The 13,716-nt window shown below is 53.6% G+C and carries 14 protein-coding genes; 9 read left to right on the top strand and 5 right to left on the bottom strand.

The annotated features are described in order from the left end of the window. Window positions 1-165: 165 nt before the first annotated feature. Both ACFPMF_RS13980 and ACFPMF_RS13975 read left to right on the top strand, forming a co-directional pair. A complete protein-coding gene (locus ACFPMF_RS13980) occupies window positions 166-696 on the top strand; it encodes a DUF6265 family protein (protein ID WP_379845972.1) in 531 nt (176 codons plus the stop codon). Window positions 697-758: 62 nt separating this feature from the next. Continuing rightward, window positions 759-1,892 (top strand): MBL fold metallo-hydrolase, encoded by a 1,134-nt coding sequence (locus ACFPMF_RS13975; protein WP_379845970.1) that lies wholly within the window; start codon window positions 759-761, stop codon window positions 1,890-1,892. A gap of 6 nt (window positions 1,893-1,898) precedes the next feature. Here the strand turns inward: ACFPMF_RS13975 and ACFPMF_RS13970 are convergent, their stop codons facing one another. Next, the gene (locus tag ACFPMF_RS13970; RefSeq protein WP_379845967.1) at window positions 1,899-3,251 is read right to left on the bottom strand and encodes a neutral/alkaline non-lysosomal ceramidase N-terminal domain-containing protein; all 1,353 of its coding nucleotides are present in this window, start codon (window positions 3,249-3,251) and stop codon (window positions 1,899-1,901) included. Between the two features lie 185 nt (window positions 3,252-3,436). On the opposite strand from ACFPMF_RS13970, the gene ACFPMF_RS13965 reads away from it, so the two are divergent. From ACFPMF_RS13965 to murI, 4 genes are all read left to right on the top strand, one after another. Next, window positions 3,437-4,252 (top strand): MlaE family ABC transporter permease, encoded by an 816-nt coding sequence (locus tag ACFPMF_RS13965; RefSeq protein WP_379845965.1) that lies wholly within the window; start codon window positions 3,437-3,439, stop codon window positions 4,250-4,252. A gap of 3 nt (window positions 4,253-4,255) precedes the next feature. Further along, the gene (locus ACFPMF_RS13960) at window positions 4,256-5,032 is read left to right on the top strand and encodes an ABC transporter ATP-binding protein (RefSeq protein ID WP_379845963.1); all 777 of its coding nucleotides are present in this window, start codon (window positions 4,256-4,258) and stop codon (window positions 5,030-5,032) included. A gap of 129 nt (window positions 5,033-5,161) precedes the next feature. Beyond that, window positions 5,162-6,202, top strand: a complete 1,041-nt coding sequence (locus tag ACFPMF_RS13955) for an MlaD family protein (protein ID WP_379845960.1) — start codon at window positions 5,162-5,164, stop codon at window positions 6,200-6,202. A 21-nt stretch (window positions 6,203-6,223) separates the two neighbouring features. Further along, entirely contained in the window at window positions 6,224-7,048 is an 825-nt protein-coding gene (gene murI / locus ACFPMF_RS13950; RefSeq protein ID WP_379845957.1) for a glutamate racemase, read from the top strand. Between the two features lie 72 nt (window positions 7,049-7,120). On the opposite strand, the gene ACFPMF_RS13945 is transcribed toward murI, so the two are convergent. Continuing rightward, window positions 7,121-8,248 (bottom strand): hypothetical protein, encoded by a 1,128-nt coding sequence (locus ACFPMF_RS13945; RefSeq protein ID WP_379845955.1) that lies wholly within the window; start codon window positions 8,246-8,248, stop codon window positions 7,121-7,123. A 471-nt stretch (window positions 8,249-8,719) separates the two neighbouring features. Between ACFPMF_RS13945 and ACFPMF_RS13940 the strand changes: the two genes are divergently transcribed. Continuing rightward, window positions 8,720-9,241: a hypothetical protein gene (locus ACFPMF_RS13940; RefSeq protein ID WP_379845952.1), complete on the top strand. Its 522-nt coding sequence runs from the start codon at window positions 8,720-8,722 to the stop codon at window positions 9,239-9,241. Between the two features lie 18 nt (window positions 9,242-9,259). On the opposite strand, the gene tatC is transcribed toward ACFPMF_RS13940, so the two are convergent. The 3 genes from tatC to ACFPMF_RS13925 form a co-directional block, all read right to left on the bottom strand. Beyond that, a complete protein-coding gene (gene tatC / locus ACFPMF_RS13935) occupies window positions 9,260-10,138 on the bottom strand; it encodes a twin-arginine translocase subunit TatC (RefSeq protein WP_379845950.1) in 879 nt (292 codons plus the stop codon). 113 nt (window positions 10,139-10,251) lie between these two features. Beyond that, a complete protein-coding gene (locus ACFPMF_RS13930) occupies window positions 10,252-11,544 on the bottom strand; it encodes a serine hydroxymethyltransferase (RefSeq protein ID WP_379845947.1) in 1,293 nt (430 codons plus the stop codon). Between the two features lie 106 nt (window positions 11,545-11,650). Continuing rightward, complete coding sequence (locus ACFPMF_RS13925) at window positions 11,651-12,520, bottom strand: helix-turn-helix domain-containing protein (RefSeq protein ID WP_379845945.1); 870 nt, start codon at window positions 12,518-12,520, stop codon at window positions 11,651-11,653. Window positions 12,521-12,663: 143 nt separating this feature from the next. Here ACFPMF_RS13925 and ACFPMF_RS13920 point away from each other — a divergent pair, with 143 nt between their 5' ends. Then, window positions 12,664-13,497, top strand: a complete 834-nt coding sequence (locus ACFPMF_RS13920) for a phytanoyl-CoA dioxygenase family protein (RefSeq protein WP_379845942.1) — start codon at window positions 12,664-12,666, stop codon at window positions 13,495-13,497. A gap of 23 nt (window positions 13,498-13,520) precedes the next feature. Continuing rightward, window positions 13,521-13,712 (top strand): hypothetical protein, encoded by a 192-nt coding sequence (locus tag ACFPMF_RS13915; protein ID WP_379845940.1) that lies wholly within the window; start codon window positions 13,521-13,523, stop codon window positions 13,710-13,712. Window positions 13,713-13,716 lie beyond the last annotated feature (4 nt).

Raw genomic sequence — 13,716 nt, 5'->3', positions numbered from 1 at the left:
GGCAAGGTGGACAGGGGTTGGCAAAAAAACAAATGAAATGAGCGGATCCGCAAAGGCGTTGCCATGAACCCATGATCAAACGAGAGCCGTACGGTCTTTTTTCGGAATCCGCACGTCTTTTTTCGTCAAATCCAGATATCTTGCTGTCCGATAAAATTATGCCCTATGAACCTTTTTACCTCCTTTCGTTTCGACGCGATGCGTCGTGTGGCCTCCCTTTTCATCCTTATCGCTTTCTGCACCCTGTTGCATCCGGCCGTGCGGGCTCAATCCAAAGGGAGCCTGGCCGATGTGAGTTTTATGGAAGGCCGCTGGCGGGGTACGTTCAACGGTGGACCGATCGATGCGGCCTGGGCCGCCCCCGAGGGCGACAACCTGCCCGGTTTTATGCGTATGATGAAGGACAACAAAGTAACGATGTACGAAATGCTGATTTTCGAACAAACCGAAAAAGGCCCGATTGTGCTCGTCAAACACTTTAAACCGGGGCTGATCGGATCGGAAGAAAAAGACGTTTCGGACCGCTATTCATTCATCGAAGCGAAGAAGAATCAGGCGTTGTTTGAAAAATCAGACGGCCAGGTCCGGATCATTTACGAAAAACGTTCGGACCATCAGTTGGTCATCCAGCGCGGCAGACAGGAGGGGGGCAAATGGGTGTTTGCCGATCTGTTCGTCTTTAACCGCGTTCGGTAAGGAACTTGGCAGAGGACCAGGGTGTTGTGACGGGGAGCCGTTTTTGGCGCAATACCCACTCCATGAGAAAAGTACTTAAAAGAATGGCCCTCGTTCTCGTTAGCTTCCTGGTTGTCCTGATCCTGTCCGTTGTTGTCTTTGTGAATTGGGCTCCGCAATTTGGGGCAAGCGCTACCGGCGAGCGTCTGAAACGCATCCAGGCTTCACCGAATTATAAAGATGGTACGTTCCAGAATCTGGTACCGACCAGTCTGGATCTGTCCTTGAGTAAAATAATTCCGGCAACCTGGAAAATGCTCACGGGTGTACCGGGTGCTGAACCCGCCGATACCATTCAAACCGTCCCGTTTGACGCTGCGGTTTTTGAAGGCAACGGTGGCCCGGATCAGGTGGCCATCAGCTGGTTTGGACATTCATCATTGCTGATCCGGATTCAGGGCAAAACATTGCTGACCGATCCGGTTTTTGGCGAACGGGTGTCGATGGTGTCGTTTAGTGGCCCGAAGCGGTTTCCCTACGATCGGTACATGGATGTGGATGGATTGCCGCACGTGGACGCAGTTGTGATGTCGCACGATCATTACGATCACCTGGATTACGAAACGTTTACGAAGCTAAAAGGCAGGGTGGGGCGGTTTTTTGTCCCGTTGGGCGTGGGCGCTCACCTAGAAAAATGGGGCATTGCGCCGGAGCAGATCACCGAACTGGACTGGCACGAATCGGCCAAACTGGGCGATCTGACGCTAGTTTGCGCCCCCGCCCGGCACTTCTCCGGCCGTGGACTCACCAACCGCAACGGCACGCTCTGGTGTTCGTGGGCCTTGCTGGGAACGCAGAAACGGGTGTATTACGGCGGAGACACGGGGTATTATCCGGGTCTGAAAACCGTGGGCGAGCAATACGGCCCGTTCGATGTGGCCCTGCTGGAATGCGGTGCCTATAACGAAGACTGGATCGATATTCACATGATGCCCGAGCAAACCGCCCAGGCCCAGCTGGACGTCAAAGCCGACTTGCTGATTCCGATTCACTGGGGAAAATTCAACCTGGCCCTGCACACCTGGCGCGACCCCATCCAGCGATTGCTCAAACGTTCGGCGGAACTGGGCACCAAAGTGGCTACCCCGCAGATTGGCGAAGTGTTCGTGTTAGGCGGCTCCATTCCGGAAGCGCACTGGTGGGAAAAACTGCCCTAGGTTTGTTTACAGACGCGCCAGCAAACCCTTCATTAATTCCACGAAATACGCACCGTTCTCCGGCCCGAACCAGTTCATGGTCATCGTCTCGTAGGCTTGTTTGTGGTAATATTGATCGGGGGTAATGTAGCCAATATAGCCGCCGTTGAAGCTGGTTACCATCAGGTTCAGGCCCTTTTGCCGAGCCTGGCTTTCAAGGTCGGCCACCAGTTCGCCCGAAAAATCGCAGGGGGTTCCGAGCAAAACCGTCTGACCGATGCGCAGCGCTTTCAGGTCGGACGGATAATCGCCGTAGGCGGCACGAAACAACCAGGGGCGCACCCGCCAGCCGTCGATGACGCGGGCGTGGGGCTCGCGCAATTCCAGTGGCAGCGTCAGTAGTTCCAGGGTACTATCCGGTTTTGTGGTCAGACGCGCCAGCGCCGGTTCGATGCGGTTTTCCAGACTGTCGGCGTAGGTGTGGATGGTTGTAAAAATATCGGGATTTTCCGCCGTTTTTGAGCCGGTGCTGCCCACCGATCCGGCCATGAAAGCCACAAAACTGCCGGATTCTTTTTCCAGTTCATCGACGAGCTCCCCCGGATAATCGCGGCTTAAATATTTTGCGTCGGCCAGCGCCCGGAAAATGGTCGCGTGCCCCCCGTACGTACAGAGTAGGGCCGACTCGCCGGTTTTTTTCCGGAGTTTCAAAAGCCGGATATCCCCGTCTACCCGGCCCTCCTTGTTCATTCGGTTGTAAACCAGGTCAGCCGCCGGAACCTGCGAAAAACCGACTTCGGCCGGGGCCAGTTGCCGCTGGGCCAGGGTAATCGATTGCAGAATGGCGTTCGTGATGTGATCGACCACCCGCTGGTCAAACTCGCCCGCAAACAATTCGCCGGCCAGCCCCGGCGCCCAGCCTCCCAGGCTGTTGTGGCTGTGAATGGCCCCCGTAAACAAATTCTCCCACCGGAAACCGATTTCCGGCAATCTTTTTTTGAGTTGTTCTGTTACGGTGGGGGGGGTAATCAGTAAATCCAGCGCTACAATTGCCACTTTTGTACTGCCGTTGGTCAGGAGCAGGGTCCGGACATAGATGGAATCACTGACGATTTTCCAATGTTCGCCTTTGCGGGCACCGTAGCCACCCGTGGGCGTCGTGAACGAGGGCGTGAGGTTGACTTTGGCCCATCCGGCCCGCAAACCGGTTTGGGGCCGGGGCGGAGCTGCCAGCTGGGCAAGTCGTTGGCGGGTTTGCGTATAATAGTCGGTTTCACGGTAAGGGGTGTCATTGACCGGGGCCACGCTAACGGCCAGAAATAGCAGGATAAAACCGACCAGGCCCAACAGGATTTTGAAGAAAATGCGCAGGTATTTCATGATTTTCGAATTCCAAATCTAACAAAATCTAACCTTGTATCCTTAAAACCAGTTTATAGGGTGTTGTTTACGGTTTTGGAATACGGTTTATGCCGCCGAAAGAGCGATCAGGAACGGTGTAATCCGACGACAAACCGTAAACCGTATCCCAAAAACCGTTTGCCTGATTCCACTGACCATTACTGATGCAAGCTAGCACAACCCCGTCCAAAAGTGATTCGTCGGCCAAACCGGTTGTATCCCGGCGGCTCGACCGTATGTTTCTGGCGCTAAGCGATGTCGCATCGTTTATCGCGCAGTTCTTCAAAGAAGTTTTTGTGCCACCCTATGAAGGGAAGGAAATCATCCGGCAATGTTACGAAGTGGGCGTTCGCTCGCTGCCGTTGATATCGCTGACGGGTTTTATTACGGGCATCGTATTCACGAACCAGTCGCGCCCGTCGCTGGCGACATTCGGCGCCACCTCCTGGCTCCCGTCGCTGATTTCCATTGCGCTGGTTCGGGCGCTGGCTCCGCTCGTCACGGCTCTGATTGCCGCCGGCCGGGTGGGTTCCAATATCGGGGCCGAACTGGGCTCCATGCGCGTCACCGAGCAGATCGAAGCTATGGAGGTTTCCGGAACGAATCCGTTCAAGTTCCTGGTTGTCAGCCGGGTCGTCGCAACAACATTCATGATTCCGACGCTGGCGATGTTCTTCGTCTGTCTGGGGGTGCTGGGATCGTACGTTAACGTCGCCCAGAACGAAAAAACGAGTTTTATGTCGTTTATCGAGTCTTTTTTCAGTTCGATTACGTTCCTGGACATTAATTCGACGGTGATTAAATCGATCGTTTTTGGTTTTACGATCGGCGTGGTGGGCTCATACAAAGGCTACCATTCGTCCAAAGGCACCGAAGGCGTCGGCAAAGCGGCCAACTCGTCTGTCGTTACCTCGATGTTCCTCGTTTTTATCGAAGAACTTCTGGCTCTGCAAATCATCAACGCCATCCGTTCTGCCTGATCCATGACGACGAAAAAAACGGAACAACGCCGGAACGAAACCGTCATCGAAATCCGGAACCTGAAAATCTCCTTTGGCGACCTGCACGTGTTGCGGGGTGTTGACCTGGATCTATACCAGGGCGAAAACCTGGTCGTGCTGGGCCGGTCGGGAACGGGAAAGTCGGTTTTAATCAAAATCATTTCCGGTTTGCTCGAACCAGACCACGGTTCGGTGGTGGTGCTGGGGCAGGATGTTCGAAAGCTGAACAACAAAGAGCTGGATGCCCTGCGGCTGAAGATCGGTTTTTCGTTTCAGAGCAGTGCCCTCTACGACAGCATGACCGTTCGGGAGAATCTGGAGTTTCCGCTTATCCGCAACGTCCGGAACCTCAGCCGCGCCGACATCAACAAAGCCGTGGAAGAAGCCCTGGAAGACGTGGGCCTGAGCCAGACCATCAACCAGATGCCGTCGGAACTGTCGGGTGGTCAGCGGAAGCGGATCGGCATTGCCCGGACGCTGATCCTGAAACCGGAAATCATGCTCTACGACGAACCTACTGCCGGTCTGGACCCGATTACGTCCAACGAAATCAACAACCTCATTAACGAGGTGCAGGAACGGCATAACACGTCCTCGATCATCATTACGCACGATCTGACCTGCGCCAAAACCGTCGGTGACCGGATTGCGATGCTGCTCGACGGCCGGTTTGAAAAACAGGGGACGTTCGAAGAAGTTTTCGACGATCCAAACGATGAACGCGTAAAACAGTTTTATGAATACAACTTTGTGGATTAAGGAGTGATAGTGTTTTAGTTCTTTTGTTAAGGTTTGATAGACAGTATGTTGTCGGTTAAGCTATGAACGATAGACCTTAAACTTTAGTAAGCATTTTGGGAGTACCTTCCATACCTAACAAGATACACAATGAAAGCAGCAGAGAATAAGCGGGCGGTTTCCGTCGGTATTTTTGTCCTGATCGGAATCGTCATTCTGGTAACCGGTATTATGGTGCTGGGCGGACAACAGAAACGGTTTGTCAAAAGCATCCGCGTGAATGCCATTTTCGATAATGTAGGCGGTTTACAGGCCGGGGCCAACGTCTGGTTTTCCGGCGTGAAAATCGGAACGGTTCGCAAGATTCAGTTTTACGGGAACTCGCAGGTCGAAGTAACGATGAATATTGAAGAGTCGTCCCAGCAGTATATCCGCAAAGATGCGCTGGCGGCCCTGAGCACGGACGGTTTGATCGGGAACAAAATCGTGGAAATCGTAGGCGGTAGCACCAAGGCCGAAACCGTGGAGGATGGCGATATCCTGCACGCCAAGGCGTCGCTGAACACCGATGAAATCATGGCGACCTTGCAGGAAAACAACAACAACCTGCTGCGGGTGACGACCGATGCCAAAAAGATTCTGGACGAAGTTCTGAAAGGAAAAGGCGTTGCCGGGGCGGTTTTGCGGGATTCGACCCTGTCCAACCGGTTTAAAAATACAATGGCCAATTTACAGGCGGCTTCGAGCAGCGCAGCACAGGTTACCAAATCGCTGAGCACCGCGTCCGGTTCGTTGAACCAGTTTGCGGCCAAGCTCAACATGAAAGGCACGTTAGCGAATGACCTGGTGTCGGACACGCTGATTGTCAGGGATTTGCGCGCGTCTACGGCCCGGCTGCGGGATGTGTCCAATACGGCGAGTGAAGCCACGGATAATGTGAAAAAGGCGACGGAGAAACTTAACAGCAGCAACAACGCCATCGGTTCGCTGCTGAACGACGAGGTGGTAAACCGCGACCTGAAAAGCACGATTCATAACCTGGAAACCAGCAGCCAGAAACTGGACGAGAACATGGAAGCCCTGCAACACAATTTCCTGTTCCGCGGTTTTTTCCGGCGCCGGGCGAAGGAGGAAGCCAAACAAAAAGCAGCCACGGCGGCTGCCAGCCCCGATACCAATCTGAAAAAGTGACAAAAGCCGTATCTTTACGGCATGTCATCGACTCAACCCATTGGCGTGTTCGACTCGGGTTACGGCGGCCTGACGGTCCTGAAATCCATTGTTCGGCAACTGCCGCAGTATGATTACGTCTACCTGGGCGACAACGCCCGTACGCCCTACGGAACGCGCTCGTTCGAAACGGTTTACCACTATACGCTCGAGTGCGTTCAACACCTGTTTGGGCTGGGCTGCCGTCTGGTTATTCTGGCCTGTAACACGGCTTCGGCCAAAGCCTTACGGAATATCCAGCAGTTGGATCTGCCGACGATCGCGCCTGACCGGCGGGTGTTGGGTGTCATCCGGCCCACAACGGAGGTGATCGGCACTTATTCGAAAACCGGCCATGTCGGCATTCTGGCGACGCGCGGCACGGTCACCTCGGAATCGTACCCGGTCGAAATCGAGAAGTTTTTCCCGGAACTGCACGTCTACCAGGAAGCGTGCCCGATGTGGGTGCCGCTGGTCGAAAACGGCGAACACAACAGTCCCGGCGCGGACTATTTTGTCCGGAAACACCTCGACCAGCTGCTCAGCCAGTCGCCCGCCATCGACACGGTTTTACTGGCTTGCACGCACTATCCGCTGCTGCTGCCCAAAATCCGGCAATTCCTGCCGGACAACCTCACCATCCTGAGCCAGGGCGAAATCGTTGCCAACAGTTTGCAGGAGTACCTGCACCGCCATCCGGAAATCGACGCCCAGTGCACCAAAGGCGGTACCTTGCGGTTTTACACGACCGATTCGGCGGACGAGTTTGCGCAGAAAGCCGGTTTGTTCTGGGGGGAACCCGTGCGGGCCGAGCGGCTAAAATTGTGAGGAGCGTACTGGTAGCACCCCCGCAGGTTGAACTATGGGCTGTAGCCGTTAGACCTGGTTTGATGAGCGTGATTAGTTGATCTTCAGGATAGTAAATGCGGCCTGGTTGGGTTGCCGGGTGGTAGTTCCTACTGTCGTTGGCGTGGTATCATCGTCGTGGATCACCAGCAGGTGGCTGGCGTCGGGGAAGGTGAGGTCTTCGGCTTTGTGGTTAAAATGAATCGGTTGGCCGGCCGCATCGCGCACCAGTGTTAGCGGCTGGTTGTTGAGAAGCTGGCTGGGCGTGGCTGTCCACAGGTAGGCATCCAACTGGCTGGTTTCGGTTTCGATGGAGGTAAGAACCCAGAACAGATTCCGTCGGCGGTCGTACTCGATGCTGGACAACGCCAGCGGCTGGGGTAGTTCAGCTACGGTTTTAGGGTCGAAATCGGCCACCACGCGCCACTTGTCTTTTAGCCGTAATCGCTCACCTTCGGCGGTCTTTTCGGCGAAAAACGGCACGGCCACCACCCGGACGCGGTAGGCAAAATTTCCTTTTTCGTAACTTTTTCCTTCTTCCCGAATCCCGAATAGCAAGAGCGAATCCATCACCGCCAGCCCTTCCACTTTGAAATACGGCATCCCATCGGGGAAATCGGGGCGGTTTTGCGAGAGCACCTGACTGAGTTGCTGCCGGAAGGCAACGGAGTTTTTCGCACCCGGTTCGGGAGCCAGCACCTGCGGATGGGCTTCATCGCCCTTTTTCCAGTACAGAATCGTGTTGTAATTATCCCAGTCGGTCGAGCCCGGTTTGACGCGATCGAAGCCCGTGGTTAGGAAAATATAGTCGCCGTTGGTCGCAAAATCTTCGTATTTCCGGTTGTTCCGAAAGGCCTCCGCCAGCAGGGGTGTGGGCCGAACGGTGGTGTCGGCCAGGCGGTTCCAGGGTTTGGTAAAAACCGGGCTCTGACCCGCAGGCATGTCTTTGTCGTTGGCGAGAAAAACTGTCCCGTTCTCGAACAAAACCGCCGACGTTTCGCACCAGAACGGTTTGCCATCGGGCATTTTCGTGCCGAAATCACAGCACGAAAGCCAGTTTTCGGTTTCGACCGAGGCACTGATTACCGGCGTCGATTTTCCGGCTACCGAACGGCCGGTTTTACATTCAACCAGCGAAAGCGCGATCAGAACCAGAGCAATCAAAGCGTAGGAGTTTCTCATTTGTTCGAAGGAAGTAGTTGAAAATGATGGCTTTAAATAACAAAAATACCGATGAGCGTTAACTCATATATTTTATGCAACACTTTTTTCGTATACTGCGTATCTTCAGTATATAGATAAAAAGGTTAGAATTACAGGCCCCGGTGCTTACCGGGGCTTTGTTTTATGTCATGGGCTTTTTCAAAACGGCAAGTAACGGATTTTGTGGATGATACGTAGTACGGCCCTTGCCTAAATGGAGTCCTGGATCTCTTCACCGGAATAAAATTTTATTCCGAATCCTCCGTTGTAGGAGAGCAACCGCATGACCACTTAGGGCCGGTTTTGCACGCTTCAGTTTCCGGATTTCTCAGTTGATTCCAGTTGCCATTGGATTTGCGTGGTTCGGTTATCACTTTTGCAGCCTCGTGCCAGATAGGCCGCCAATAACCTCTTCCGAAACAGTAAACAATAGGTAATGATCAGTACGTTGTGACGAAACGACTACTCTACATAGCGCTGCTGGTTTTCACGACCACCCCCGGTTTTTCGCAGGCCGCCCGAAAAATTGATAAAATGATCAGTTTGGGGCTGGGGCTGCAAACGTATTCGCTGGGCGGGGTGCGCGAGGGCGCGTCCTTTGAGCTGGGGGTAACGGATCAGATCAGCGCGGGCGGTTTCCTGGATTACGCCTTGTTTGGCACCAAAGTCGGAAACCGGCAGTGGAAGTCGCAGTTTGTGAGCATTGGCGTCCGGGGGTCGTATCATTTAGGCGGTTTATTAGCCCTTGGCGACCGCAAATTTGACCCGTACGCGGGCCTCTCCGCCGGGACCCGCAGTTGGCTCTACCGGCATCAGGTGGACCAGAACGGGTATTTCATTCCCCGTCCCCGCGGTTTTTTCCCCGGCTTTCACGTTGGCGGTTTTTACCACTTCAGTAAAAAAATAGGCGGTTTTGCCGAGATGGGCCTTGGTGTGGCCATGGCCCGCCTGGGGATCACCGGCAAATTCTAACCCACGGCCCGGCGGCCGTTAGTCTTCGTAGCCGTCGTTTTTCATCAACGCCTGTTCCTCTTTCAGCCGTAACCGCTGGACGTAGCCCGACACCCAGATACTGACTTCATACAGGAGGGCCAGCGGGATCGCTACCAGAATTTGACTGTAAATATCCGGCGAGGGCGTAATCACAGCGGCCACGATCAGGATAACCACCAGTGCATGCCGCCGGTAAGATCGCATAAACTGGGGAGTCAGCATCCCGATTTTTGATAAAACAAAAGCGGCAATGGGCATTTGGAACGTCAGACCACAGCCCAGCGTCAGCGTGGCCAGCGTGGAGATATAGGACGTAATATCGAATTCGTTGACAATCCGCGGATCGAGCTGAAAATTAGCCAGAAAGTTAAGCGCCAGCGGGGAAACAATGTAGTAGCCAAAAAGAACCCCCGCAAAAAACAGGGTGGTTACAAAAAAGACGGCACCCCGGGCGGCCCGGCGCTCCGACGGGCGTAAACCGGGCATAATGAAGCGCCACAGTTCCCAAAAGGCGTAGGGAAAAGCAAACAACAGACCAATCATGAGTGAAGCCGTTAATCCCATGGTAAACTGACCGCCTACTTCACGACTCTGGAGCGTAAAGTTGATTTTATCCACACATAAATCGGCAAATCCTGTCTTTTCGGACAGCTTACACATCATCCGGTACGTCCAGAAATCGGGGCTTGACGGCCCCAAAATTACCAAGTCGTAAATCTCACGAATGTAAATGAAAGCAAGAATCGCAAACACGGCAATGGACGCAATGGCCCGGACAAGGTGCCACCGAAGCTCTTCCAAATGCTCCAGGAACGTCATTTCGGTCCCATCCTCAATCTCGCTCTCGCTATCAAACTCTTGGTCTATGGGCTTCATTTAACTTTTGAATGAGTGAATGAGTGATGGAACGATGACGTGAATTGGAGCTGAAGATTCCGCGTCTGATTACGGTCAGCCATTCACTTCATCGCTCCATCGCTCATTCGCAATTAATTATACAATGGAAACGCTTTCATCCAGGTATTGATTTCGTCTTTCACGATCTGGATTTTGGCTTCGTTATCGTGGTTCATCAACACTTCGTCGATATATACGACGATCTGCTCCATATCGGATTCTTTCATGCCGCGCGTCGTGACGGCCGCCGTACCGACCCGCATGCCTGACGTCACCATCGGCGATTTGTCGTCGAACGGAACCATGTTTTTGTTGATGGTAATATCGGCTTTGATCAGCGTGTTTTCCGCCAGTTTTCCGGACAGGCCTTTTGAGCGCAGGTCGATCAGCATCAGGTGGTTGTCGGTACCGTTCGAAATAATCTGGTAGCCTTTCGCCAGGAACGCTGCCGCCATGGCCTGGGCGTTTTTCTGAATCTGGTTGGCATAGTCGCCGAAGTCATCCGACAGCGCTTCGCCGAACGCTACGGCTTTGGCCGCAATGATGTGCTCCAGCGGACCGCCCTGCGTACCGGGGAACACGCCCGAGTCGAGCAGCGACGACATCATCCGCAGATCACCCTTCGGTGTTTTGAGGCCGAACGGGTTTTCAAAATCGTTCCGCAGCATGATCATGCCACCCCGGGGGCCGCGCAGCGTTTTGTGCGTCGTTGTCGTCACAATATGGCAATGATCCATCGGATCGTTCAGTAAACCTTTGGCAATCAGACCCGCCGGGTGCGAAATGTCGGCCAGCAGCAGCGCCCCGACCGAATCGGCGATGGCCCGCAACCGGACGTAATCCCAATCGCGGCTGTAGGCCGATGCGCCACAGATCATCAGTTTCGGCCGTTCGCGCCGGGCGGTTTCTTCCACCGTGTCGTAGTTGATCACCCCGGTTTCTTTTTCAACGCCGTAGAACGTGGGCCGGAAATACTTCCCGGAAATGTTCACCGGTGAACCGTGCGAGAGGTGGCCGCCGTGCGAGAGGTCGAAGCCCAGGATGGTGTCACCCGGTTTCAGACAGGCCAGAAAAACCGCCATGTTGGCCTGCGCCCCCGAGTGCGGCTGTACGTTGGCCCAGGAAGCTCCAAACAGCTCCTTGACGCGGTCGATGGCAATTTGTTCGATCTCGTCCACTACCTCACATCCTCCGTAATACCGTTTGCCGGGCAAGCCCTCGGCGTATTTATTCGTTAAGACGGTTCCGGCGGCTTCCATGACCTGTTTAGAAACAAAGTTTTCGGAAGCAATCAGTTCAAGACCGGACTCCTGACGGTGCTGCTCTCGGGCGATGAGCTCAAAAATCTGCGTATCGCGGGCAACAGAGGTGGCTGTAGTCGACATAGTTAGCAAGTAGCTATCAGTAATGGGATAACGATTTGTAGTACCGACGGACCAGAGCCCGTAAGTAGTACAAAAGTACGGAGAAAAACAGCATTCTCGTTCTCTTCTACTTATTATGTTGAAGCGATTGATATTTCAGGGGCGTCGTGCCGTTATGAAGCTTGAATTGCCGGTGAAAATGCGAAATATTATTGAAACCGCATTCGAATCCAATCTGGCTAATGCTCAGGTCCGACTGTACCAGCAGTTTCCGGGCGTGGCTGATCCGGAGTTCGTTCAGGTATTCGATAAACGACTTGCGGGTTCGCTTCCGGAAATACCGGCAAAAAGCTGCCGGCGCCATGCCGGCTACCGAGGCCATCGCATCGACCCGGATTTCTTCCCGGAAATGCGCCAGCATATAGTCCAGCACCCGTTTCATCCGCTCGGTTTCGGCTTCGCTGGCTTTCAGTTCATAATTGTCGCTGGCGAGCATCATCGCCGTGGGGTCGTCGGCCAGTTGCTGCAGCAGCGCCAGCAGTTGCAATAACCGCTCCAGACCGTCGGAATGCAGCAGGTTTTCCAGTGCTTTTTTTACCCCGGTCACTTTCTGCGGGCTGAACCGTAACCCGTAGCGGGCGCGGTTGAGCAGGGCGGAAAGCGGACGGGTTTCGGGAAGTTGCGGGAGCAGGGTCTCACCGAGGGTTTTGGCAAACTGAATCACGATGGCTTCGGCAATTTGGCCCGAATCAGGCTGGTAATACTCATCGTCGTTGCGCCAGAAATGCGGTAAATCCGGACCCAGCAGCACCAGATCACCGGCCTCGAACGGTTCGACATGATCACCGACAAATCGTTTGCCGTGACTCCGGACAATATAGGTCAGTTCGTATTCGGGATGAAAATGCCAGGGTGCTTCAAAATAGGGTAATTCCAGGTGAATGACCCGCAGCGAGGTATGATCGCCCAGCTCGATTTTTTCGAATAACGCTTTCACATCATGCAGTATTTTTACTCGTAGTGAGTAATTCGGAGAACAAAAAGTCAAAATTATACAGGAATTGGGATAATAATTAAATTTTTACAAGAAACAATTGAATCAATTTTGTACTACTGATTATTCCTAAACCCTTTAAATCAATGCAGGTAACCGTTGACAGGACTTCACTGCTGCAGGAACTGGAGGAAGAATATACCGTCAGTCCGGAAGTGGTCGCGTTTTACCGGAAAAACGGTTATGTCAAATTGAAAAACGTGCTCAGTCCCGAAGTACTGCAGTATTACGGGGATGTGATTACCCAACTGGTTTTTAAGCTCAACACCCTGACCAAGTCGATGGAAGAGCGGACCACCTACGAACGGGCTTTTCTTCAGATTATGAACCTCTGGCGGCAAGACGAAACCGCCAGGGAGTTCGTCTTTTCGCGCCGGCTGGCCAAAATTGCCGCCGATCTGATGGGAGTGGAAGGCGTCCGGCTCTACCACGATCAGGCGCTCTACAAAGAACCGTCGGGCGGTTTTACGCCCTGGCATGCCGATCAGTTTTACTGGCCCTTATCGTCTCCCAAAACTGTGACCGTCTGGATTCCGTTGCAGGATACGCCGATGGAAATGGGGCCGCTGGCCTTTGCCGAACAAAGCCAGAATGTGGAAATTGGCCGGAACATGGAAATCAGCGACGAAAGCGAAAAGGTACTGGCCGAAGAGCTGGCCAGCCGGCATTTCAATGTCAACGATACACCGTTTGAACTGGGAGAGGTGAGTTACCACGCGGGCTGGACGTTTCACCGCGCCGGTCCGAATACCTCCGACGCACCCCGGAAAGTCATGACGGTGATTTACATGGATAAAGAGCAGACCATTACGCAACCCCAGAATACGTATCAGGAAGCTGACTGGGCCACCTGGCTGGCGAATTACCCGATCGGGAGTAAACCCGAAAGCGCCCTGAACCCGATTCTGTTCGATTCGTAAGGGAGAGGTCAGACAGACACGAGATGAAAGAGCGCAAACCCGTCTTTCATCTCGTGTCTTTTTCTCCGCCTAAACGCTTTACTAATTATAGGTTGGTTGTGCAGAACACCCCGCTGGAGCTCCGGCAGGGTGTTTTTTTATGGCAGTCGATGATTTCTGAATCGATTGGAGATATTTTTGCAGAATTCGTGTTGTTAGGTCAGGCCATACCGTAAGCCA

The sequence above is a fragment of the Larkinella bovis genome (assembly GCF_042655385.1).
In the GTDB taxonomy this organism is placed as follows: domain Bacteria; phylum Bacteroidota; class Bacteroidia; order Cytophagales; family Spirosomataceae; genus Larkinella; species Larkinella bovis.
Note: the sequence above shows the minus strand (reverse complement) of the source record. Positions and strands in the feature narration are given on the sequence as shown.